General features: G+C 72.2%; 19 protein-coding genes. 7 read left to right on the top strand and 12 right to left on the bottom strand.

All coding sequences use genetic code 11. The features are described 5' to 3' along the window. Positions 1-116: 116 nt before the first annotated feature. The 6 genes from AB0I71_RS24215 to AB0I71_RS24190 all read right to left on the bottom strand — a co-directional run bounded on the left by AB0I71_RS24215 (position 117) and on the right by AB0I71_RS24190 (position 5,700). Positions 117-899, bottom strand: a complete 783-nt coding sequence (locus tag AB0I71_RS24215; protein WP_357588240.1) for an endonuclease/exonuclease/phosphatase family protein — start codon at positions 897-899, stop codon at positions 117-119. A gap of 7 nt (positions 900-906) precedes the next feature. Continuing rightward, a complete protein-coding gene (locus AB0I71_RS24210; protein WP_357588238.1) occupies positions 907-2,397 on the bottom strand; it encodes a phosphatase PAP2 family protein in 1,491 nt (496 codons plus the stop codon). Positions 2,398-2,481: 84 nt separating this feature from the next. Further along, entirely contained in the window at positions 2,482-3,498 is a 1,017-nt protein-coding gene (locus AB0I71_RS24205) for a YihY/virulence factor BrkB family protein (RefSeq protein ID WP_357588236.1), read from the bottom strand. A gap of 151 nt (positions 3,499-3,649) precedes the next feature. Then, entirely contained in the window at positions 3,650-4,645 is a 996-nt protein-coding gene (locus AB0I71_RS24200) for a diacylglycerol kinase family protein (RefSeq protein ID WP_357588234.1), read from the bottom strand. A gap of 240 nt (positions 4,646-4,885) precedes the next feature. After that, positions 4,886-5,464: a Clp protease N-terminal domain-containing protein gene (locus AB0I71_RS24195; protein WP_357588232.1), complete on the bottom strand. Its 579-nt coding sequence runs from the start codon at positions 5,462-5,464 to the stop codon at positions 4,886-4,888. Next, the gene (locus tag AB0I71_RS24190) at positions 5,464-5,700 is read right to left on the bottom strand and encodes an HTH domain-containing protein (protein ID WP_013732409.1); all 237 of its coding nucleotides are present in this window, start codon (positions 5,698-5,700) and stop codon (positions 5,464-5,466) included. Before AB0I71_RS24190 ends, AB0I71_RS24195 begins: the two co-directional genes overlap by 1 nt. A gap of 121 nt (positions 5,701-5,821) precedes the next feature. Here AB0I71_RS24190 and AB0I71_RS24185 point away from each other — a divergent pair, with 121 nt between their 5' ends. The 4 genes from AB0I71_RS24185 (at position 5,822) to AB0I71_RS24170 (ending at position 10,951) form a co-directional block, all read left to right on the top strand. Further along, positions 5,822-6,592 (top strand): protein phosphatase 2C domain-containing protein, encoded by a 771-nt coding sequence (locus tag AB0I71_RS24185; protein ID WP_357588229.1) that lies wholly within the window; start codon positions 5,822-5,824, stop codon positions 6,590-6,592. A 104-nt stretch (positions 6,593-6,696) separates the two neighbouring features. After that, complete coding sequence (locus AB0I71_RS24180; protein WP_357588227.1) at positions 6,697-7,527, top strand: universal stress protein; 831 nt, start codon at positions 6,697-6,699, stop codon at positions 7,525-7,527. A 117-nt stretch (positions 7,528-7,644) separates the two neighbouring features. Further along, positions 7,645-10,038: a phosphoketolase family protein gene (locus AB0I71_RS24175; RefSeq protein WP_357588225.1), complete on the top strand. Its 2,394-nt coding sequence runs from the start codon at positions 7,645-7,647 to the stop codon at positions 10,036-10,038. Between the two features lie 13 nt (positions 10,039-10,051). After that, entirely contained in the window at positions 10,052-10,951 is a 900-nt protein-coding gene (locus AB0I71_RS24170) for a universal stress protein (protein WP_357588223.1), read from the top strand. 21 nt (positions 10,952-10,972) lie between these two features. Here AB0I71_RS24170 and AB0I71_RS24165 read toward each other — a convergent pair whose 3' ends face one another. Beyond that, entirely contained in the window at positions 10,973-12,898 is a 1,926-nt protein-coding gene (locus AB0I71_RS24165) for a heavy metal translocating P-type ATPase (RefSeq protein ID WP_357588221.1), read from the bottom strand. Between the two features lie 186 nt (positions 12,899-13,084). Here AB0I71_RS24165 and AB0I71_RS24160 point away from each other — a divergent pair, with 186 nt between their 5' ends. After that, the gene (locus AB0I71_RS24160) at positions 13,085-14,092 is read left to right on the top strand and encodes a nitroreductase family protein (RefSeq protein ID WP_357588219.1); all 1,008 of its coding nucleotides are present in this window, start codon (positions 13,085-13,087) and stop codon (positions 14,090-14,092) included. A gap of 194 nt (positions 14,093-14,286) precedes the next feature. After that, positions 14,287-15,915 carry a GAF domain-containing sensor histidine kinase gene (locus tag AB0I71_RS24155; RefSeq protein ID WP_357588284.1) on the top strand — a complete coding sequence of 543 codons (1,629 nt, stop codon included), beginning with the start codon at positions 14,287-14,289 and terminating at the stop codon, positions 15,913-15,915. Positions 15,916-15,936: 21 nt separating this feature from the next. On the opposite strand, the gene AB0I71_RS24150 is transcribed toward AB0I71_RS24155, so the two are convergent. Beyond that, the gene (locus AB0I71_RS24150) at positions 15,937-16,575 is read right to left on the bottom strand and encodes a response regulator transcription factor (RefSeq protein WP_357588217.1); all 639 of its coding nucleotides are present in this window, start codon (positions 16,573-16,575) and stop codon (positions 15,937-15,939) included. Positions 16,576-16,839: 264 nt separating this feature from the next. Between AB0I71_RS24150 and AB0I71_RS24145 the strand changes: the two genes are divergently transcribed. Next, positions 16,840-17,814 (top strand): nitroreductase, encoded by a 975-nt coding sequence (locus AB0I71_RS24145; RefSeq protein ID WP_357588215.1) that lies wholly within the window; start codon positions 16,840-16,842, stop codon positions 17,812-17,814. 12 nt (positions 17,815-17,826) lie between these two features. Here AB0I71_RS24145 and AB0I71_RS24140 read toward each other — a convergent pair whose 3' ends face one another. From AB0I71_RS24140 to AB0I71_RS24125, 4 genes are all read right to left on the bottom strand, one after another. After that, a complete protein-coding gene (locus tag AB0I71_RS24140; RefSeq protein ID WP_357588213.1) occupies positions 17,827-18,855 on the bottom strand; it encodes an NAD-dependent epimerase/dehydratase family protein in 1,029 nt (342 codons plus the stop codon). A gap of 277 nt (positions 18,856-19,132) precedes the next feature. After that, positions 19,133-20,146 carry a LacI family DNA-binding transcriptional regulator gene (locus tag AB0I71_RS24135; protein WP_357588211.1) on the bottom strand — a complete coding sequence of 338 codons (1,014 nt, stop codon included), beginning with the start codon at positions 20,144-20,146 and terminating at the stop codon, positions 19,133-19,135. A 128-nt stretch (positions 20,147-20,274) separates the two neighbouring features. Beyond that, positions 20,275-21,312, bottom strand: coding sequence for a LacI family DNA-binding transcriptional regulator (locus tag AB0I71_RS24130; protein WP_099846903.1), 1,038 nt, complete (start codon positions 21,310-21,312; stop codon positions 20,275-20,277). 90 nt (positions 21,313-21,402) lie between these two features. Continuing rightward, entirely contained in the window at positions 21,403-22,695 is a 1,293-nt protein-coding gene (locus AB0I71_RS24125) for an extracellular solute-binding protein (protein ID WP_357588208.1), read from the bottom strand. Positions 22,696-22,859: the final 164 nt, after the last annotated feature.

Below are 22,859 nucleotides of genomic sequence, written 5' to 3'. Positions count from 1 at the left end.
TGCCTCCTGATGATTCTCTTCTCCATCGTCGCCTCGATCGTCCTGACCGTCCTGCTCAACCTGCTCCTCTGATGCCCCACCGCTGCCGACCAGGGGGTTCTGGTCCCGGCTCTTGATCAACGCGGGACGGGTGGGGTGAGGGCGAACTCGGCGAGCAGAGGATAGTGGTCGGAGGCGTGCTCGGTGTCGGGGTCGCGGATCACTCCCACGTGCCTGAGGCGGGTGGCGAGCGTAGGGGTGGCGAGCAGGTAGTCCAGTCGCATCTCGGCGAACTCGGCGCCACCGTGGGCGGTGGGCACCGTGGGTCCGGCGCCCGCTCCGAGGTCCACCAGCCCGGTGGCCAGCAGCCGGGCCACCGCGCGGGTCTCCACCGTCCGCCCGTCGGAGCGCAGGTGCCGGCGACGGTACGCGGGCGGTAGCCGGCCCACCCGGTCGGCGTGCCCGGCGTACGGGTCGAGGGTGTTCAGATCGCCGGCGAGCAGCGCCAGGCCGTTCCGGCCCCGGCGCAGGGCGGCGGCCGCCCACCCTGCCTCTATCAGCCGGCGGGTTCCCGAGTACGGGTCGAGGTGGGTGCCGAGCACCGTCAGCGGACCGGCGTCGGTGCCCAGCACCACGCGTCGGGCCGCGTGGTGGAACGGCCGGCGGACCGGTGTGCCGGCCAGCACCGGCCACAGCGGGCGCACCAGCAGCGCGACCGGCTGCCCCAGCCAGGACCGGGCCAGGTACGGCCGGAGTCCGACGCCGGTGGCGAAGCCCGCGACGTCGAGGTCGCCCAGTTCCTGTACGGCGAGCACGTCCGGCCGCTGCCGGGCGATGACCCGGGCCACCAGCTCGCGCCGGTCGGGACCACCACGGTCCCTACCGCCGGTGCGGATGTTCCAGGTCATCACCCTCAGCACGGCCGGCTCAGCCCGGCTGGCCGGCCCGGGCCAGCTCGTCGTCGAGAGTGTCCACGTCCTCCGACTCGATGGCCGGTTGGTTGCCCTGCCGGACGTCCTCGTTGGGGCGTACCACCCAGTACAACAACCCGATCCACAGCGTGGTGAGCAGGATCGCGCCCATGAAGTCGGTCGGGTGGTGCATACCCCGGTACATCCGGGAGACCGCCACCCCGACCGGCATCACCACGGCGAGCGCCACGAAGACCCACCGCCACCACCTGTCGGTACGGGCGAACACGATGACGGCGATCGCCACCCACAGGCAGAGGGTGGCCGCGATGTGCCCGGACGGGAACGACGAGGTCGGCATCGGACCGTCCAGGTTCTCCACCGGCGGGCGCGGCCGATCCACCGCCGCCGCGCTGGCGAGGAAGAGGGTCAGCTCGCCGAACATCGTCAACGCCACGAAGAGCACCGGTCGCCAACGCCGCCAGATCGCCAGCACCAGCGGGCAGAAGACAAGCGAGATGAGCATGATGGCGTGGGTGTCCCCGACCTTGCTCCACCACCAGCTGAACTCGTCCAGCGAGGCGGTGCGGCGCTCGGCGAACCAGGTGGGCACCGTCTCGTCGAGGCGGGCGAGGAAGGTGTCGTCGGCGTAGTAGCTGACGAACATGCCGAAGCCGTAGAGGGCACCGAACACCAGCACCCAACCGACGATGATCTCGGCGACGCCGGCCCGGGCGTGCGGCAGCAGCTTCTCCTCGTCCGGGGCGGGCGCCACCTCGTGCCCGGCCTCCGGCTCCAACCCCTCGGTGAACGGCACCGCGGGCCGGCCCCGCTCCAACCGCCACAACCGGAAGGCGTACGCGGTGACGCCCAGCCAGGCCGCGCCGAGCAGCCAGGCACCGATCACATCGGAGAGGAAGTGCACGCCGAGCGCGACCCGGGTGAACCCGATCAGGAAGACGATGGTGCCGACCAGAGCAATCGCGACCCGACGCCAACGAGGGGCCATCGCCGGCAGGAACACCAGCAGCAACGCGCCGTAGGCCACCATCGACCCGAGGGCGTGACCACTGGGGAAGCTCTGCCCCGCGTACGCGCCGATCGGCACGTCCACCTCGGGACGCAGCCGGTCGACGAGCGTCTTGAGCGAGGGGTCGAGGATCAGCGCACCCGCACCGGTGACGATCAGGAACGCCGCGAGGCGACCCTGCCGGCGGATCAGCAACCCGACCACGGCGACGGTCACCAACCAGATGATGACCGCCCGTCCACCGAGGTCGGTGATGGCGTTGAGCACCGTCACCAGCGGCCCGATCGGCGCCACCTGGTCGTTGAGCCACTGGGCGACACCGTGGTCCACGTCGTACAGCGGCGACCACCGTACCCGGACCAGCACCAGCAGCAACCCGAAGCCGACCCCGGCACCGAGCACGAGCGCCAGGCCGGCGAGCGTACGTTCGGTGAAGTGCCCGAGGGGTCGTCGCAGTACGTCCCTGACCGCACCCACGGCAGCCTCCTTCGCTTCTGGCGTGGCGCAGTACCCGGTACGCCGCTGCGGTACACCCGAGGGTGTGCCAACGGCCCCAGCGGGTCAGAGTGCGGTCATCTCGCCGGTGTCGTGCACCGGCACCCGCTGCGCGTCCGGCTCCCACAGATCGGGCTTGGCCGGCTCCTGCACGCCGATGCGTACCGCCTCGAGTTGCGCCGCGAAGGAGAGTCCTCCGAACAGCGCCATGCCGGTGAGGTTCGCCCACAGCAGCAGCGCCATGATCCCGGCCAGCGCGCCGTAGGTCTCTCCGAAGTCCTCGCTGAACCGCACGTAGCCGGCGAGCAGCAGGCTGGCCAGCCACCACAGTGCGGTGGCGATGCCGGCGCCGAACAGCAGCCAGGACAGGCCGGGCTGACGACGGCGGGGGGCGTGGCGGAACAGCACGGCGACGGCGAGCACCGTCAGGCCGAGGCTGAGTGGCCAACGCACCAGGTCCCACACCGTGCTGGCGACATCACCCCAGGAGTAGTGGCGTTCCACCGAGTCGCCCATCGGCCCGCCGCCGACCAGGATGAGGAACCCGGCGAGCGCCGGAAGGCCGGCGCTCACCGCGAGCACCGCAGCCCGCAGGTACTTCCGCAGGGCCGGGCGGTCCCGTTCGACGCCGTAGATGCGATTGGCGCCCCGCTCGATCTGAGCCATGGTGCTTGTCAACGCCACCAGACCGGTGATCAGGCCGAGGGTCAGCGCCACCTCGCCGGTCTCCTCGACCCGCTCGGCGCCCGCCTCGTCGCCCTCACCGAGCAGTTCGCCAACCACCTGTTCGCTGGTACCGGGGGTCAACGCCAGCACCGTGTCGGCGACCACCTCGCCCCCCTCGGCCACGCCGAGTTCGGAGATCAGCCCGGTGAGGGCGATCAGGAAGGGCACCACGGCGAGGCAGAGCTGGAAGGCGAAGGCCCGGGAGTGACTGAACCCGTCGCCGTAGCGGAACCGGGTGAAGGCGTCCCGCAACAGGTGCCAGCCGCCCTCCCGGCGCAGTGTCTGCCACGCGTGATCGGCGCAGAGCTGCTCGTCGGACATCAGCCGGGTCTCCGGCACGATCCTGGTGCTGCTCACCGGGTGGCCCCTTCGCTCGGGACGACCGGGACCGCGGGGCCGCTCCGCGCGCTCACCGCACCGGCCCTTCGTTCACGACCGCAGGGGCCGGCAGCTCAGTCCTCGCGCTCACCCGACCCGCCCCTTGTTCACGACGGTGGGGCTCGCAGGCTCACTCCTCGCGCTCACCTCGGCCCTCCTCGACCAGGCGTTCACCCCGCTCGGCGGCGGCCCTGGCGTCCTCGGCCAGGTCGGGGTCCTGCTCCGGTCGCGGTACGCACAACCACAACGCCCGCCGCCGAATCTGCACCCGCAGCTCGCGGCCCGGCTCGATCAGGTCGCCGTCCAGTTCCCGAGGCTGGTTCCGGTTGCTTGTTATCTCCACTCGACGGGCGCGGTACACCTCCATCCGCGGCACCCGGTCCCGCTGGCGCAGTACCGCCCAACCGAGCGAGAGCCAGTGCCGCAGCGTGCGCGGAGTCAGCACGGCGACGTCGAGGTAGCCGTCGTCGGGCTCCGCCTCGGTGAGCAGGGTCACCCCGCCCTGGAGCCGGCCGACGTTGGCGATCAGCACCGACCGGGCACGGCGGCGCAGCGGCGGCTGGTCGTCCAGCCGGATCCACACCCGCATCGGTCGGTCCCGCAGGTGTCGCACGGCCCCCACCACGTACGCCGGCCAGCCGATCCGCCGCTTGGTGGTCTCGCTGGTGGCGTCGAGCATCTGGGCGTCGAAGCCCATGCCGGCCATCACCGCGAAGTGCTGCCCGTCCACCTCGCCGACGTCGAGCAGGCGCCGGCCACGCTCGACAGCCACCGCCAGCCCGGCGGCCAGGTCGTCGGAGAGGCCCAGGTTGGCCGCGAGCAGGTTCCCGGTGCCCTGTGGCAGCACCGCGAGCGCCACCTCGGTGCCGACCAGGGCATCGACGCAGGCCATCACCGTGCCGTCACCGCCGCAGGCGAAGACCACGTCGACCCCGGCGGCGAGGGCCTTCTCGGTCTGGCCCCGACCGGGATCGTCGGGGGTGGTCTCGAACCAGAGCGGTTCCGGCCAACCAGCCGCGTCGAGCGTGTCACCGACGGTACGGCGCAACGCGTCGAGATCGGTCACCTTCACCGGGTTGACCACCACCGCACTACGCAGCGGCCCTTCGTGCCGTCCAGCTTCCACGGCGTCAGTGTGCAGCACCGTGTCGGGTTGAGCGACCCGAAGCCACTGTGCCTCCATTCACCCCACAAACCACCGCCACCAACGTTTCAACAAACGGCCCCCGGGACACGCGCCCCCACCGGCGACCACCTTCCACCCGCGATCTTGCAGTTTCTGTCGGTGCAAATGCCACAAGAGCCGAATAAAAGCGACCAAAACTGCAAGATCACGGCGAAAGGCTGCTGGGGGATGCGGGGAGTTTCATGCGCTGGTGCGGAGGGCCAGCTCGACCCGGTGGCGCATGTCGGCCAGGTCGGCACCGGCTTCGGTGAGGGCGAGCGCGGCGAGTCCGTTGCCCTCGCGCAGCAGGCCGAGCAGGATGTGCTCGGTGCCGATGTGGCGGTGACGCAGCCGCAGCGCCTCGCGCAGCGACAGCTCCAGCACCTTCTTGGCGCGGGCGGAGAACGGGCCGCCGGTCGGCCGCCGCCGGCCCCATCGGCGGCGCGGCGCCGGCATCGCCTCACGGAGGGCGTCCGGACCGAACGACTCCTCGATCCGGGCGACGATGGCGGACAGGTCGATGCCGATCTCGCGTAACGCCGCCGCGTCGGCCTCGCCCAGGCCGCTGCCACCGGTCTCGGTGTGGCGGCGGACCCGCTCACGCAGGTCGTCGGCGGTGACGCCCGCGTCGCGAAGCACCCGTACGGCCAGGCCGTCACCCTCGGCGAGGATGGCGAGCAGGAGGTGCTCGGTGCCGACCGGCCGCTGACCCTCGGCGCGGGCCTCGTCGCGGGCCCGCCGCACGACAGTGCGGGCACGGTCGGTGAATCGTTCGAACATCACGCCTCCCAGGAGGATTCGACCGCCGGTCGCCCGGCGTGCTTCTTGTGCACCGCCTGCCGGCTCACCTCGAGCGCATCGGCGATCTCCTGCCACGACCAGCCCTGTCGTCGGGCGTTGTCGACCTGGACCACCTCAAGCCGTTCGAGCAGCCGGCGCAGGGCGCGGACGGCACGCAGACCGACCCGGGGGTCGGTGCTGCCTGCCGCGGCCGCGAGTTCCGTCGCCTGACTCATGCTGTCAACCTACATTGACGCCAATGGGCTGTCAACCCTGGTTGACACCTCCCGTGGTGCTCCCCTTCGCTAGGGTCGTGGCCGCGCGGAGCTCCGCGTCAGTCGTCGGGTTGGAGGTCCAGTGAGCCGGGACGCGAGAGACGAGGTACGCCGCTTCACGCTCACCGACCTGAAGCTGGAGACGGTCGGCGGCAGCGTGGTCGGCAACCGGTACCGCGACAACTACGACGTACTTCACCTCGATTCCACGCTCCCCTTCGCCGTGGTGGCCGACGGCATGGGCGACGGTGAGGGCAGCCGTCGCGCCGGCGCAGCCGCCGTATCCACGTTCGCCGCGCTGGTCCGCGAGGCGTGGCCCGACGTCGGGGCAGAGCGGTTACGCACCGTTACCCACACGGTCCAAGCCGCCGTACTCGAGGCCGGCCGGGGTAGCCCTCAACTGACCGGCTGCACCCTGACCGGTCTGGTCGTCGAGCCGCAGGGCGGGCAGGGCTGGGTAGTCCAGTTGGGTGACTCGCGGGCCTACCGGCTCCGCGACGACCTGCTGGAACTGGTCACCACCGACCACACGGTCGCCTGGCTGGGTCTGCTGCACGGCTGGTACCCGGCCGACTCTCCCGCCGCCGCCAGGGCCCGCTACCAGCTCACCCGTTACGCCGGCCATCCCGCCGCACCGGAGGCCGACCTGTTGGCCGTGACCCTGCGTCCCGGCGACACCTGGCTGCTCTGCACCGACGGAGTGAGCGACCAGGTCGGCTACCACGTGATGCGGGAGGCCCTCACCCGGCCCGACCCGGCGGACGCGGTCCGGACCCTGCTGCTCGCCTCACTGGATGCCGGCGGGGCGGACAATGCCAGCGCTGTCGTGCTCCGGGCCCGGCCAGCGCACTGAGCGCCCACCCCGGGCTGCCGTCCGGGCGATCACGCCCCGGGGCCGCACCGGCGCGACTAGCCTCAGACGCAGGCCGGGTGCCACAGCTGCGGGGGTGATGTCGGGTGGCCGCAGCCAGCGACGCGCCGGTGCTCGTCGGCGTCGGTCCGGAGGACGCCCTGCCGGTGGCCCGTCTCGCCGCCCGGGTCGCCGCCGCCCACGGACGCGCGCTGCACCTGCTGCACGCGTTCAACTGGGCCGCCATGGACGCGCCTGCGGTCTCCAGCTCCCGTGCCGAGGCCGAACAGTTGATCGCCGAGGCGACCACTGTGGTGAACGAGAACGAGCCGGGCGTGACGGTGACCGCCGAGATCGCCGAGGGCTCGGCGGTGGCGAACCTCGTCCGCAGGTCGGAGGCGGCCTTCATGGTGGTGGTCGGCGACGGCGGCATGGCCCACTGCGACCGCTGCATCCCGGCCGACAGTCCCGCCGTGCAGGTGGCCGCCCGCGCCGACTGCCCGGTCCTGGTCGCCCGACGGGAACCGCCGCCGTCCGGCCCGGTCCTGGTCGGAGTCGACGGCTCGACCTCCGGCGAGATCGCCCTGGGCTGGGCGCTCACCTGCGCCACCCGACACCAGGCACGGCTGCTGGCGGTCTGGGTGGTCGACTCCGACGGCGACGTCGAGGAGTCCACCGAACGACTCAGCGACATGGTGTCCCGTCACCGGGCCGACCATCCCGACGCCGCCGTCGAGTGCCACGTCATCCGGGGCGAGCCCGGTGACGTGCTCGTCGACCAGTCACGCTCGGCACAGCTGGTGGTGGTCGCCGCCCGAGGCGAGGAACCGTTGCGCGGGATGCTCGGGGCGGTCAGCCAGTCGCTGCTCTACCACGCCCCGTCCCCGGTGATCGTGATCCGTGGCGTGACCGGCGCACCGGACCGTGACGGGTCGTGACACCCGGGCCGGCGGGACCAACGGCCCTGATCCAGGATCGCCGATTCGGCGAAGCTGACAGAGGAAACCGCGCGTTGCGGATGCAGGATTCACCGACCCGCGAGAGGCTCAAGCAGTATGGACACCGCTGTAGACCTGCGAAGCCCCCTGACCGATGACGAGCTGCGCCGGCTGGACGCCTACTGGCGGGCGGCGAACTACCTCACTGTCGGGCAGATCTACCTGCTGGACAATCCCCTGTTGCGTGAACCGCTGGCCGCCGAGCACGTCAAGCCCCGCCTGCTCGGGCACTGGGGCACCTCCCCCGGGCTGAACCTGATCTACGCCCACCTGAACCGGACAATCGTGGCGCGGGACCTCAGCGCCATCTACATCACCGGGCCCGGCCACGGCGGACCGGCGCTGGTGGCCAACACCTGGCTGGAAGGCACCTACAGCGAGCTCTACCACGACATCGGCCGCGACGAGGCCGGCATGGCCCGGCTGTTCCGCCAGTTCTCCTTCCCCGGCGGCATCCCGAGCCATGTCGCGGCGGAGGTGCCGGGCTCGATCCACGAGGGCGGCGAGCTGGGGTACGCGCTCAGCCACGCCTACGGCGCCGCCTTCGACAACCCCGACCTGCTGGTCGCCTGCGTGATCGGCGACGGCGAGGCGGAGACCGGCCCGCTGGCCGGAAGCTGGCTGTCCAACGTGTTCCTCAACCCCGCCCGCGACGGCGCGGTGCTGCCCATCCTGCACCTCAACGGCTACAAGATCGCCAACCCGACGGTGCTGGACCGCATCCCCGAGTCCGACCTGCTCGACCTGATGCGGGGCCAGGGCTACCAGCCCTACGTGGTGGCCGGCGACGATCCGGCGGTGGTGCACCAGACCCTGGCCGCCACCCTGGACCGGGCGCTGGACGAGATCGCCGAGATCCAGCGCCGCGCCCGCTCCGGCGCGACTGTCGAACGCCCGCGCTGGCCGATGATCGTCCTGCGTACCCCGAAGGGCTGGACCGGGCCGCGCGATGTGGACGGCAAGCGGGTCGAGGGCACCTACCGTGCCCACCAGGTGCCGCTGTCCCAGGTGCGCAGCAACCCGGAGCACCTGGCCGAATTGGAGCGGTGGCTACGCAGCTACCGGCCGCAGGAGCTGTTCGACGCCACCGGCGCGCCCGTCGCCGAACTGGCCGACCTGCCGCCCAAGGGACCGCGGCGGATGAGTGCCAACCCGGTCGCCAACGGCGGCTCGGTGCTGCGCGATCTGGTCCTGCCCGACTTCCGCGACTACGCCGTCGAGGTGCCCCGACCTGGCAAAACGGTCACCAGCGCCACCGGCGAACTCGGCAAGTGGGTCCGGGACGTGATCGCCGCCAACCCGCAGTCGTTCCGGTTGTTCGGCCCGGACGAGGTCGCCTCCAACCGGCTCCAGGCCGCCTTCGAGGTCACCGGCCGGGCCTGGGTCGCCGGCACGGTCGACGGCGACGAGCACCTCTCCCCCGACGGGCGGGTGATGGAGGTCCTCTCCGAGCACCTGTGCCAGGGCTGGCTGGAAGGCTATCTGCTCACCGGGCGGCACGGCATCTTCACCAGCTACGAGGCGTTCATCCACATCGTCGACTCGATGGTCAACCAGCACGCCAAGTGGCTCAAGGTCACCCGTGGCATTCCCTGGCGGCAGCCGGTCGCCTCGCTGAACTACCTGCTCTCCAGCCACGTCTGGCGGCAGGACCACAACGGCTTCTCCCACCAGGACCCGGGCTTCATCGACCACGTGATGAACAAGAAGGCCGAGGTGGTACGGGTCTACCTGCCGCCGGACGCCAACACGCTGCTCTCCACCATGGACCACTGCCTGCGCAGCAGGCACTACATCAACGTGGTGGTGGCCGGCAAGCAGCCGGCGCCGAGCTGGCTCACCATGGACGAGGCCATCGCGCACTGCCGACGGGGCCTGGGCATCTGGGACTGGGCCAGCACCGACGACGGCAGTGAGCCGGACGTCGTCCTGGCCTGCGCCGGCGACGTGCCGACCCTGGAGACCCTCGCCGCCGCCGACCTGCTGCACCAGCACCTGCCCGAACTGAAGGTACGGGTGATCAACGTCGTCGACCTGATGCGCCTCCAGCCGGCCTCCGAGCACCCGCACGGCCTGCCGGACTCCGAGTTCGACACGCTGTTCACCCAGGACAAGCCGATCATCTTCGCGTACCACGGCTACCCGTGGCTGATCCACCGGCTCACCTACCGCCGGACCAACCACGACAACCTCCACGTCCGCGGGTACAAGGAGGAGGGCACCACCACCACACCGTTCGACATGGTGATGCTCAACGACCTGGACCGCTTCCACCTCGTGATCGACGTGATCGACCGGGTACCGGGGCTGGCTTCCCGCGCCGCGCACCTGCGGCAGGAGATGACCGACGCTCGCCAGTCGGCCCGCGACTACACCCGCCGGTTCGGTGAGGACGACCCCCGGGTGGCCGAATGGCGCTGGGTCCGCGAGACCGACCCGACCAACCGGTGAGGAGGTACCCGTGATGAGCGAGCAGAGCACCGGGCCGGCCAGCGGCGCGGAGATCCTGGTGGGCTACGACGGCTCGCCGGACGCCGCGGCGGCCCTGGAGTGGGCGCTGGATCAGGCCCGCCGCGACGGCCGGCCGGTCCGGTTGGCGTACGTTTTCGAGTGGCTGACCGTGGCCGGCTGGGTCGGGCCGGGTGTCACACCGGGCATGTGGCCCGACGAGCAGGCCCGTCGGCAGGTCGAGGAGCTGGTCGGCAAGGCCGCGGCGGACGCCGCCGCCACCCACCCCGGCCTGGACGTACGCGGCGAGGTGCTGGACGGCCCACCCGCCCTCATCCTGGAGGAGGCTTCGACGCGGGCCGGCCTGCTGGTGCTGGGCAGCCGCGGGCACGGTGGCTTCGCCGGCCTGCTCGCCGGCTCGACCGCCGTCGCCGTCACCGCGCACGCGCACTGCCCGGTGGTGGTGGTCCGTCGGCGGCCGACCGAGAGCGACCGGGCCGGGCACGTCGCGGTCGGCGTGGACGGCTCGGAACATTCGTTGCTGGCCCTCGGCTTCGCCTTCGAGCAGGCCGCCCTGCGGCAGGTGCCGCTGCACGTGGTGCGGGCCTGGCAGCCTCGCCGCGACCAGTGGAGTCTGCTCGGCGAGCAGGTCCGCGACGCGGCACTGGCCGACCAGCGCGCCGAACTGGACGAGGCGCTGCACCGCTGGCAGGACACCTTCCCCGACGTCGCGGTGACCGTCGAGACGGCCGCCGCCGCACCGGCCGGACTGCTCATCGACGCCAGCCGCAACGCGCAACTGATCGTCGTCGGCACCCGGGGACGCGGTGGGCTGCGGGGAATGCTGCTCGGCTCGGTAAGCCAGCAACTCCTCCAGCACGCCCACTGCGCGGTGGCGGTGGTCCGGGAACGCTGAGGTACCCGTGGGCCGGCCGAGTCAGGCCGGCCCACGCGGTCCACCACGGAGGGCGCGCAGCGCGTTGAGAATCACCAGCACGTCGATGCCCTCCTGGAGGAACGCGCCCGCCACCGGGGGCAGCCGACCGGCCGCCGCGAATCCCATCGCGAGCAGCGCCAGCCCCATCCCCACCGTGGCGCTCTGCACCGCGATCCGGCGGGCGTACCGGGCCACCTCGACCGCGTCGGCGAGCGGATCGAGGCGGTCCACGCTCAGCACGGCGTCGGCCACGTCGGCCGAGGCGGTCGCCCCGGTGGCCCCCATCGCCACGCCGACGTGCGCCTCCGCCAGCGCCGGAGCGTCGTTCACCCCGTCACCGACCATCACGGTGACCGCCCGCTCCGCCTCGGCCCGAACCCGGCTCACCTTCTCCTGCGGGGTGCACCGGGCCAGTACGTCGTCGACGCCCACCGCCCCGGCGACCCGGCGGGCGTCCTCCGGCCGGTCCCCGGTGACCATCACGATCCGGGTGAGCCCGGCGGCACGCAGCCGATCCACCGTCCGGCGCGCGTCGGGGCGTACCGGATCCTCCAACAGGACCGCGCCGAGCGGCCCGGCCTCGTCGGCCACCCAGACCAGCGAGTGCCCCGCCGCGCCGGCCCGCCCGCTGGCCCGCTCGGCCCACTCCGGCAACTCGCCGGGGAACTGCCCGACCCGGATCCACCGGCCGGCCACCCGCCCGCTCACCCCCCGACCCGGCTCCTCGGTCACCTCCGCCGGGGTGACCAGACGCAGACCCCGCTCACCGGCGGAGCGCACCAGCGCCGCCGCCAGCACGTGCGAGGACAACTGCTCCACCGAGGCGGCCACCCGCAGCACCTCGTCCGGGTCGCCGCCGGGAGCCGCGACGGTGTCGGCGACCCGGGGACGGCCGGCGGTGAGCGTGCCGGTCTTGTCGACGAGCAGGGTGCGCGCCCGGCCCAGGATCTCGAGCGAACCGCCGTCGCGGACCAGCACCCCACGCCGGGCCACCCGGGACAACCCGGAGACGATGGCGATCGGAGTGGCCAGCAGCAACGGGCACGGTGTCGCCACCACCAGCACCGCCACCGCCCGGAGGAACTCTCCGGAGAGCACCCAGCCCAGCCCGGCCAGCACCAGCGTGAACGGCACGAAGGCGGCGGCGTACCGGTCGGCCAGCCGGACCGTCGGTGCCTTGCGGGCGGTCGCCTCCTCGGCCAGCCGGACGATCCCGGCGTACGTGCTGCGCTCGGCGCTCTCCGCGGCCCGCAGCCCGAACGCGGCCCCGGCGTTGACCACACCGCTGGCCACCCGCGCCCCCGCCGCCCGTTCGACGAGCCGGGACTCCCCGGTGACCACCGACTCGTCCAACGTCGCGGCGGTCTCGGTGACACCGTCGACGGCGACCACGTCACCCGGGCCGACAAGCAACCGGTCGCCGACCGCCACCCGGTCCACCGGCACCACCTCGACACCCCCGTCGGCGGTACGCCGCCGCGCGGTACGGGGCGCCCGCTCCAGCAGCGCCCGCAGATCGCGGGTCGCCCGACGCTGCGCGTACGCCTCCAGGGTCCGTCCGGAGGCCAGCATCACCGCGACCACCGCGCCGGCCAGGTACTCGCCGACCACCAGCGCCCCGCCGAGCGCCAGCACGGCTATCACGTCCACGCCGAAGCGCCGCCGCCACAGCTCCCGCAGCACCGACGCGGCAGCCGGCAGCAACGCGACAAGGGTGGCCACCGCCCACAGGGCGTCGGCGGCACCCGACCGCCCGGCCAGTCGCACCGCCGCACCGGCCAGCACCAGCAACGTGAGTCCGGTCAGCGGGGTCCACAGCCACCAGCCCCGGCGTCGCGGACCGGACCCGTCAGGTTCGGGCCGGGCCGGCTGTTCCGGCAGGCATTCGTCCGCGCTCCGGTCGCCGGCCGGCCGCTGCTCCCCCACCTGCGGATCGTCTCAACCGGCGGGCTCCCGTGTCGGACAGTCGGGCCAGAAGGCGGGTCACAGGTCCCGCCCGGTCGGGACGTGCGGGTCGTGCGGGCCGCCGGCCGATGGCGCACGATGAACCGGACCGCGCCCACAGCCGTACCGAGGTGCGGCACCATGGGCAGAGACGGAAAGGTCGTGAGGATGAGCCACCAGACGCCGGCTACCCACCGCCCGCTGACCACCGCCCTCGCGGAGGCCGCCGCGATGGCCGGTCACGCGCCGTCGGTGCACAACAGCCAGCCGTGGCGCTGGCGGGTGCTGCCCGACGCGTTGGAGCTGCGGATGGTACGCGACAGCAGGCTGGCCGCCACCGACCCAGAGGGCGAGCTGGTGACCCTCAGCTGCGGTGCGGCGCTGCACCACGCCCGGCTGGCACTTGCCGCCGAGGGTTGGGCCACAAGCGTGCAGCGGATGCCCGACCCGACCGACCCGGACCTGCTCGCCCGGCTCACCGAGCCACGGGCCACCGGCGCCGACCCGGACGCGATGCGGTCGGTGCAGTGCATGCAGGTGCGGCACACCGACCGGCGGCCGGTCAGCGACGAGCAGATCTCCGCTGACTCGTTGAGCACCATCGCGGCGGCCGCGGGCCAGGAGGGTGCCCGGCTGGAGATCCTCGACCGCGATCAGGTGCTGCAACTGGCGGCGTCCGCGTCACACGCCGCAACTGTCGAGTCGGAGGACTCCCGGCTGCGGGAGGAACTGGAGTACTGGACCAGCCGCGCGGGCGGCACCGGGCTCACTCCGGAGGTGCTGCCGGACCAGCCCGCGCAGACCACCGTGCCGGGTCGGGACTTCGGTCGTCCCGGCACCCTGCCGGTCGGGCCCGGGCACGACCGGGCGGCGTCCTACGCGGTGCTCTACGGCGACGAGGACGAGCCGATCGACTGGCTACGCGCCGGTGAGGCACTGTCGGCGGCCTGGCTGGCCGCCACCCGTCTGGGCGTCTCGATGGTGCCGCTCAGCGGCGTGGTCGAGGTGCCGACCACCCGGCAGACCCTGCGCCAGGTGCTCTCCGGCCTCGGCCAGCCGTACCTCGCCCTGCGCCTGGGAGTCGCCGACCCGGCCCACGCCGGGCCACCGCACACCCCGCGGCTGCCCCGCGAGCAGGTGGTGGACACCTCGGCGGTCTCCGGCGACGTCGCCTAGTGCGATGTTCCGGAGCCTCGGCGGTGTCGCGGCGAGGGGCAGGCGGCGATCCGGCACGGCGGGACATTCCCGCGCCGCCGGCCACCGGCTAGCATCGCCGGGTGACCGTCGGTGCACCAAACCCCCGGCACGAGCCACCGTCGCTCGGCCTCAGCCCGCTGTCCCGAGTACGCCTGGACGAGCTGCTCCAGGAGATGCTGGATCGCGTCGGGGAGGTGGTCACCAGCCGGGAACGCCTGCGGGCGCTGCTCGACGCGGTCGTCGGCATCGGTACCGACCTGGATCTGCGCAGTACCCTGCGGCGCATCGTGCAGGCGGCCTGTGACCTGGCCGGCGCCCGCTACGGCGCGCTCGGGGTGATCGGTCCCGACCGGATGCTGCACGACTTCATCACCCACGGCATCTCCCCCGAGCTGCACGCGAAGATCGGTGACCTGCCGCGCGGTCGGGGGGTGCTCGGCCTGCTCATCGACGAGCCGAAGCCAGTACGGATGCCGGACATCACCCAGCATCCGAACTCCTACGGCTTCCCGCCGCACCATCCGCCGATGCACACCTTCCTCGGCGTACCGGTCCGCATCCGCGACCAGGTCTTCGGCAACCTCTACCTGGCCGAGAAGCACGGCGGTGCCGAGTTCACCGATGACGACGAGGAGATCGTCGTGGCGCTCGCCGGAGCGGCCGGCGTGGCGATCGAGAACGCCCGGCTGTACGCGCTGGCCAACCGGCGGGAACGCTGGCTCTCCGCCACCGCCGAGATCACCTCACTGCTGCTCGGTGAGGTACGCCGCACCGACGCGCTGACCCTGGTGGCCCGGCGCGCCCGGGAGGTCGCCGAGGCCGAGTTGGCCCTCGTGCTGCTCTACGACGAGGAGGCGGACCACTTCACGGTCGAGGTCGTCGACGGCGTCGGCACCCAGGCCCGCGCGCTTGTCGGCACGGTGCTGCCGGCCGCCGACACCAGCTTCGCCGGCCCGGTCGCAGCGGGGCGGCACGACTCGGTGGAGGATCTGGCCCACGCCGCGCCGTGGCCGGCGGTGCTGCACACCGGGCCGGCGGTGATCTCTCCGCTGGCCACCGCCGACACTCTGCACGGCGTGCTGGTGATCGCGCACAGCGCCGACCACGGCGGTGCCACCGACGATGACGTGACCCTGCTGGGCAGCTTCGCCGGTCAAGCCGCCCTGGCCATGGAACGCGCCCGTGGCCAGGAGGAACGCGAGCAGCTGGTGGTCCTGGAGGACCGCGAGCGGATCGCCCGGGACCTGCACGACGTGGTGATCCAGCGGTTGTTCGCCACCGGCCTGCAACTGCAGAGCGCGGTGCCGCTGACGGCGCGGCCCGAGGTGGCCAAGCGGATCAACGCCGCGGTCGACGATCTGGACACCACCATCAAGGACATCCGCCGCACCATCTTCGAGCTGCGTACCCCGATGAGCGCGGCGCTGCGTACCGAGATCCGCGAGGCGGTGGAAGCCGCCGCCGAATCGCTGGGCTTCCGGCCCAGGCTGGAGCTGACCGGGCCGATCGACAGCGCCGTACCGGACGAGGTCCGCCCCGAACTCGCCGCCGTGCTCCGCGAGGCACTGTCCAACGCGGTACGCCACGCCGAGGCCACGGCGGTGTCGGTGGCGGTACGCGTCGACGCCGCCCAGGTGACCGTCACCGTCACCGACAACGGGGTGGGCTGCGACCCGGCCGCCGCCCGGGGCGGGCTGGTGAACCTGCGCGAGCGCGCCGAACGGCACGGCGGCACCTTCGAGGTACGCGCCGCCGAACCGCACGGCACCGAACTGCACTGGTCGGTCCCGCTACGGGACTGAGCCGCACAGGTCGGCCGGGCCTCAGTGGGTCTTGCCGAGCAGGCGGGTGGCCAGCACCGCGGCCTGGGTACGCCGCTCCAGGCCGAGCTTGGCCAGCACGCTGGAGACGTAGTTCTTCACCGTCTTCTCGGCCAGGAACATCTTGCTGGCGATCTCCCGGTTGGTCAGCCCCTCGGCGACGTACTCCAGGATCCGCCGCTCCTGCTCGGTGAGGGACTGCAACTCACGGGGCTGCTCCACGCCGCTGCGGATGCGATCCAGCACCCGGGTGGTGATCGCCGGGTCGAGCAGCGACTGACCTGCTGCCACCCGGCGTACCGCGTCGACGAGGTCGGTGCCGCGGATCTGCTTGAGCACGTACCCGGAGGCACCGGCCATGATCGCCGCGAACAGCGCCTCGTCGTCCTCGTACGAGGTGAGGATCAACCCTCTGATCGAGGAGTCGACGGCCCGTACGTCCCGGCACACGTCGATGCCGTTGCCGTCAGGCAGCCGGGCGTCGAGGATCGCCACGTCAGGTCGCAGCGCCGGAATCCGGCGGGCCGCCTCCTGGGCCGAGCCGGACTCACCGACCACCTCTATGTCGCCGCTGGCGTGCAGCAAATCGGCGAGACCACGACGGACGACCTCATGGTCGTCAAGCAGGAACACCCGGATCATCCCCCCTTTCTACCCGCTCCCACCCACCCCCCACACGGGCCGAAAGTCCCAACCCACACCCCGCCCCGCTCCCCCTCTCCACCCTCCCCACCCCGTTGATCAAGAAGTTTGCGTCTCCGTCGGCCCTAATCCCGACCAGAACTTCTTGATCAACAGGTTTGGGGGGCGGTGGGGCCTGGGGGTTCGGGACGTGTGGCCCTGCTGGGTGGGGGTGTGCGGGGCGCACCGTGGGGAGGTACCAGGCGAACGCGAGGGGGCACGACCATGGAAACCGGCTACACCGTCGAACAACTGCGGGCCGCCGCGACCGACGCGGTCCGTGCACCGTCGCTGCACAACGTCCAGCCGTGGCGGTTCCGGCTGCGCGACGGTGGGATCGAGGTGCTCCTCGACCCGGGCAGGCGGCTGCCCGCCACCGACCCGAGCGGCTGGGGTGCCCGCGTGGCCGGTGGCGCGGCGCTGTTCAACCTGCGCCTCGCCCTGGCGGTGGCCGGTTCCCCGGCGACGGTACGGCTGCGTCCGTACCCGTCGGAACCGGACGTGCTGGCCCGGCTGGTGCCGGACCTGCCGCGTCGACCCAGCCCCGCCGAGCAGAACCTCTACGCGGCCATTCCGCGCCGGTTCAGCAACCGCGCCCCGTTCTGGCCCGATCCGGTCCCGGCCGACTCCCGCTGGCGGCTGGGTGAGGCGGCCCGTGCCGAGCACTGCTGGCTGGAGCTGCTGATCGGGGTGAGCGCCGTCAACGCGTTCGCCGAGATCGCCCGCGGCGCGCACCGGGTCCTCGAACGCGACCCCGCCTACCGGGCGGAGCGCGAGGCGTGGGTACGCGCCGGACACGAGCCGGACGGCGTCCCGGTCACCGCCAGCGGCCCCCAGGCCGAGCCGCAGGACCTGCTCCCGTCGCGTGGCTTCGGCGGTACCCAACGGGCACCCGGCCGCGACTTCGAGCCGGAGCCGCTCGTGGCGGTGCTCGGCTCCGCCGGCAACACCGCCGTCGACCAGGTGGTCGCGGGCCAGGCGTTGCAGCGGGTGCTGCTGACCGCCACCGACGCCCGGCTGTCCGTGTCGATGCTGTCCCAGCCGATCGAGGTGCCGTCGGCCCGGGAGCAGCTCCGGCTGTCGCTGGGACGGTTCGGCACGCCGCAGATGGTGATGCGGATCGGGTACGGCCAGCCGGGCCAGCCCACCCCCCGCCGCTCGGTGGACGACGTGCTGGACCTGCCGGTGCACCTCGCCTGAGGCGACCGGCCGTCAGCGGGGTGACGTCGGGGACGTGCGGTCGGTGGTCAGGGCCGCGAGCAGGTCGGCCTCCCGGGCCGGATCCAGTCCGACCGTCCGCCGGGCCGGTCGGCCGGCGCGGGCCGGCACCGAACCCACCCGGCGCAACCATGCCCAGGTGTCGGCGACCGTCTCGGCCACCGGTCGACAGCTGAGCCCTTCGGCGTACGCACGGGTGACGCCCATCTGCTGCAACCACCGGTACTCGTGGCCCGGCGGGACCCAGATCGGCAGATCGTTCCACGGTTCCACACCGGCGGCGAGCAGCTGCCCCGGCTCGGCCCAGCGCAGCCGGGCGTCAGCGCCGGTGGCCTTGACGCAGGTGTTGAGCAGCTCGCCCATGGTGGTGTGTCCGGGTCGGCTCACCACGTTGACCGCCCCACCCCGGCCGGCGGCCCCGGCGTCGAGCAGGAAGACCGCCAGGTCCCGGGCGTCGACGTACTGCACGGGCAGGTCGGCAGGGCCGGGGGCGAGCACGTCACCGCCCCGGGCGACGCGGTTCAGCCACCACGGCAGTCGACCGATGTCCTCGCCGGGACCGAGGATCAGCCCGGCCCGGGCGAGCAGCACCCGATCGCCGAGCACCGCGCGTAGGGCCCGTTCGGCACCGGCCTTGAGCGTCGGGTAGTCGCCGTCGGTGGCGTCCGGGGCGGCGTCGACAAGCGGAGCCTGCTCGGTCACGCCGGCCGGCACCGGCTCGGCGTAGACCGAACCGCTGGAGACGTAGACGTAGCGCCCGACCCGCTCGGCCAGCATCCGCGCCGCCGCCTGCGCGGCGCGGGGCGCGCCGTCCCACGTGTCGACCACGAGGTCCCACTCCCCGGCGGCCAGCGGGTTCAGCCCGTCGGCGGCCGTGCGGTCACCCACCAGTTGCCGTACGCCAGCCGGAGGCGCCCCGTGCCGCCCCCGGTTGAACGTGGTCACCGCCCAGCCCCGGTGCATCGCCTCGGCGACGACCGCACCACCAACGAATCCCGTTCCGCCCAGCATGAGGAGTTTCATGTGACCCACCCTGCCCCTTGCCGGCGGCTTCGGGCCGGCTCGTTCACCGTCAGCGGATCTGCCAACGGCAGAAGCCGGCGACGAGCGGCGCACGGGCCGGTCGGAAGGTGGATGCCGTGTCCGGCGGACGGCGTGGGCGTCCGCCGGACACGGCCGGGCGGTGCCGCGGGCACGGCGGGCACCACCAGCCAGTTCCTTGGTGAAAGGACGGCGAGTCCCATCGTCGGCCCCGCCGGATGCGGCGTCAACAACTTCCGGAAAAGTATCGATACCTTGGTCAGGCCGGGGCGGCGCTGTCCCGGATGACGAGTTCGGTGGCCAGCTCCACCCGAGGGCTCTCGACCTGCTCGCCCCGGGACAGCCGGAGCACCGTCCGCGCCGCCAACATGCCCATCTCGGCCAGCGGCTGCCGCACCGTGGTCAACGGCGGCGAGCACCACCGCACCTCCGGCAGGTCGTCGAAACCCACCACGCTGATGTCATCCGGTACGCGCAGCCCTCGCTGCCGGACCGCCTCGTACACGCCCAACGCCATCTGGTCGCTCGACGCGAAGATCGCCGTCGGCGGCCGGGGCAGCCCCAGCAGCCGCACCCCACCGTTGAAACCGGCCTCGTGGTAGAAGTCGCCCGGGCAGACCAGGTCCTCGTCGAAGGACACTCCGGCGGCCTCCAGAGCGGCCCGGTAGCCGTCCATCCGCGCCCGGCTGCACATCAACTGCGGCGGCCCGGCGATGAACCCGATCCGCCGGTGCCCCAGCCCGATCAGATACTCCGTCGCCCGCAGGCCACCGGCCCAGTTGGTGGCGCCGATCGTGGTCGCTTCCCGGGCCGGCAGCCCGTCCGCGTCGACGATCACCACCGGGATGCTCAGCCGGCGCAGCTCGGCCTGCAAGGGTGGCTCGACCATCGAGGTCACGAAGATCACGCCTTCGGTGCCCCGTCGGCGCATGCCGTCGAGCCACTGCTCCGCCGAGGAGGTCTGACGGTGGATGGCCGACACGACGGTGCCCACCCCCGCGGCGTGCGCCACATCCTCCACACCCCGGATGATCTCCACCGCCCACGGACTGTCCAGGTCGTTGAAGACCAGGTCCACCAACCCCGAACTGGCCCGCATGCTCGGCGGCCGACGCCGGTAACCATGCCGCGTCAGCAACTCCTCCACCCGCTCACGGGTCTGCGGAGCCACATCCGAACGACCATTGATCACCCGGGACACCGTCGGCACCGACACCCCTGCCAGGTCCGCTATCGCGGAAATTGTGATCTTCCGGGTGTCTCTGGCAACCACGGCACTCCCCAACCAACCGGTACGGCGACAGCCCGCACCGTTTCCCGGAGCGGCCAGGGCGAGCAACCAGCCGCCCGCCCACACCCTAGTGCCGGAAATTTCACTCGACTATCGGTAGTTGGCGCAGTTCACTCCGACGACCCGCGATCAGCCTGCGGCGCGGCCGCACTGTCCCGGATGACGAGTTCGGTTGCCAGCTCCACCCGGGGGCTCTCCACCTTCTCGCCCCGGGCCAGCCGCAACACCGTCCGCGCCGCCAACATGCCCATCTCGGCCAGCGGCTGCCGCACCGTGGTCAACGGCGGCGAGCACCACCGCACCTCCGGCAGGTCGTCGAAACCCACCACGCTGATGTCATCCGGCATCCGCAGCCCCCGCTGCCGGACCGCCTCGTACACGCCCAACGCCATCTGGTCGCTCGACGCGAAGATCGCCGTCGGCGGCTCGGTCAACCCCAGCAACCGCACCCCACCGGAGAACCCTGCCTCGTGGTAGAAGTTGCCCGCCTGGATCAACCGGTCGTCGATCGGGATCCCGGCGGCCTCCAGGGCCGCCCGGTAGCCGTCCATCCGCGCCCGGCTGCACATCAACTGCGGCGGCCCGGCGATGAATCCGATCCGCCGGTGCCCCAGCCCGATCAGATACTCCGTCGCCCGCAGGCTGCCCGCCCAGTTGGTGGCGCCGATGGTCGGCGCGTCCTGCGCGGGGACACCTGCGGGATCGACGATCACAGCCGGGATGTTCAGCCGGCGCAACTCCGCCTGCTGCGGCGGTTCGAGGGTGGAGGTCACGAAGATGACCCCCTCCGTGGACCGGGTCCGGATGTTGTCCAGCCACTGCTTGGCCGAGGAGGAGCGCCGGTGGATGGCCGACACGACGGTGCCCACCCCCGCGGCGTGCGCCACATCCTCCACACCCCGGATGATCTCCACCGCCCACGGACTGTCCAGGTCGTTGAAGACCAGGTCCACCAACCCCGAACTGGCCCGCATGCTCGGCGGCCGACGCCGGTAACCATGCCGCGTCAGCAACTCCTCCACCCGCTCACGGGTCTGCGGAGCCACATCCGAACGACCATTGATAACCCGGGACACCGTCGGCACCGACACCCCCGCCAGGCGGGCGATGGCCGCGATGGTCACTGTCCGGTTGTCGTTGGCAGCCATGCGCCCTCCCTATCTCGCTCATCCCTTGACGCTGCCGGCGTGGGCGCCGACGAGCTGACGGCATGGCGCCCGGAGCGCCGACGGCACCCGCTACTGCTTCTTGGCGACCCGGGTGATGTCCTTGACGATCTGGTCCGGCCGCTTCGAGCCGGCGATCAGCTGGGCCACACTCTCGTTGACCTGCTGGCCCACCGCCGGCGGATACGCCTGGTCGAGGTAGAGCTGGAAGCCGGTCGCGATGCCCAGGTTGGCCGCCACGACCTGGTTGTTCAGGTCCTTGATCCCGCCGGCGGCGGCCTGGTTGGTGGGCAGCACCGCACCGGTCTGGGCGGCCCGGCGCTGGTTCCTCGCCTGGAGCAGCGTACGCAGGAAGTCGACAGTGGCGGCCGGTGCGTCGCGACCGACCACGAAGCCGTTGCCGCCGCCGAACGCGTCGGTGGCCGAGCCCTTGCCGTCCTCGACGGCCGGGAAGGGGAAGAAGGCGAGACGGTCACCGAGGCCGCGCTTGCTGCTCGACGAGGACGCCTGCACCGACGGTGCCCACTGGCCCATCAGCTCCATCGCGGCGTCCTCGTTGCCCATCGTCGCGGCCTGCCCGGTCTCGGAGCCGTACTCCGCGCGCAGGAAGCCCTTCTGGAACGGCTGCATGTCGACAAGTTCCCGGAGGCGCTCGCCGGCGGCGACGAAGACCGGGGTGTCGAAGTTGCGGTCCTCGGCCGCGCGTTGCAGCGCCTCCAGACCGCCGATCCGCATCGCCAGGTACGCCCAGTAGTAGTGCCCCGGCCACTTGTCCTTGCCGCCGAGCGCGATCGGAGCGATGTTGACGGCCTTGAGCTTGGTGACCGCCGCCAGCAACTCGCTCCAGGTCTTCGGCGGCGTCTCGATGCCGGCCTTGGCGAAGTGGTCCCGGTTGTACCAGAAGCCGACCATGCCGATGTCGAACGGGATTCCGTAGATCTTGTCGTCCACCGTGTACGGCTGCAACGAGGCGGGCAGCAACTGCCCGATCCACCCCTGGACCTCGCGGGTGATGTCCTTGACCAGGCCGGCCTCGACCTGCTGCCGCAGTGCGCCGCCGCCCCAGGACTGAAACAGGTCCGGTGGCATCGCCGCCTCGACCGCCCCGTTCAGCTTGGTCTTGAACGCCTCGACCTCCAGCGGCTGGACCTCGACCGTGACGTTGCTGTGCACGTTCTCGTACTGCCGTGCCAGATCAGCCCAGACGCTGAGCATCGGCTCGGCGTCCTGGACGTGCCACCATCTGATCTTCTGCGGGCTCGCGGAGGCCCCGCTGTCCCCATCCCCGCAGCCGCCGAGCAGGAGCGCGCCGGCGCCCGCGCCAGCCAGCCCCAGCAGCGACCGGCGGGAGAGGTGCGATGTCATGGTTCATCCCTTCGGGGGAGGCGTGATGCGCGGAGGGAGCACCGCCGCGATCAGCGGCGGCCATGAAAACGGGATCGCAAGTTTCGCTCTGATACCGGTATTTTCGATGTGATGGCCGGCACGTTACGACGGCTTTGCGTCGCCGGTCAAGGGGGTGTCGCGAG

Origin of the sequence: Micromonospora sp. NPDC049891 (genome assembly GCF_040660295.1) — a bacterium.
Classification (GTDB): domain Bacteria; phylum Actinomycetota; class Actinomycetes; order Mycobacteriales; family Micromonosporaceae; genus Micromonospora.
This window is presented reverse-complemented; position numbering and strand designations above follow the sequence as displayed.

What these genes read in the sequence shown, in the direction of transcription:
- AB0I71_RS24195 (WP_357588232.1), bottom strand. Translation starts at nt 5,464, where the DNA reads ATGTTCGAACGATTCACCGACCGTGCCCGCACTGTCGTGCGGCGGGCC.
- AB0I71_RS24175 (WP_357588225.1), top strand. Translation starts at nt 7,645, where the DNA reads ATGGACACCGCTGTAGACCTGCGAAGCCCCCTGACCGATGACGAGCTG.
- AB0I71_RS24140 (WP_357588213.1), bottom strand. Translation starts at nt 18,855, where the DNA reads ATGAAACTCCTCATGCTGGGCGGAACGGGATTCGTTGGTGGTGCGGTC.
- AB0I71_RS24150 (WP_357588217.1), bottom strand. Translation starts at nt 16,575, where the DNA reads ATGATCCGGGTGTTCCTGCTTGACGACCATGAGGTCGTCCGTCGTGGT.
- AB0I71_RS24160 (WP_357588219.1), top strand. Translation starts at nt 13,085, where the DNA reads ATGAGCCACCAGACGCCGGCTACCCACCGCCCGCTGACCACCGCCCTC.
- AB0I71_RS24170 (WP_357588223.1), top strand. Translation starts at nt 10,052, where the DNA reads ATGAGCGAGCAGAGCACCGGGCCGGCCAGCGGCGCGGAGATCCTGGTG.
- AB0I71_RS24190 (WP_013732409.1), bottom strand. Translation starts at nt 5,700, where the DNA reads ATGAGTCAGGCGACGGAACTCGCGGCCGCGGCAGGCAGCACCGACCCC.
- AB0I71_RS24145 (WP_357588215.1), top strand. Translation starts at nt 16,840, where the DNA reads ATGGAAACCGGCTACACCGTCGAACAACTGCGGGCCGCCGCGACCGAC.
- AB0I71_RS24155 (WP_357588284.1), top strand. Translation starts at nt 14,287, where the DNA reads ATGCTGGATCGCGTCGGGGAGGTGGTCACCAGCCGGGAACGCCTGCGG.
- AB0I71_RS24125 (WP_357588208.1), bottom strand. Translation starts at nt 22,695, where the DNA reads ATGACATCGCACCTCTCCCGCCGGTCGCTGCTGGGGCTGGCTGGCGCG.
- AB0I71_RS24130 (WP_099846903.1), bottom strand. Translation starts at nt 21,312, where the DNA reads ATGGCTGCCAACGACAACCGGACAGTGACCATCGCGGCCATCGCCCGC.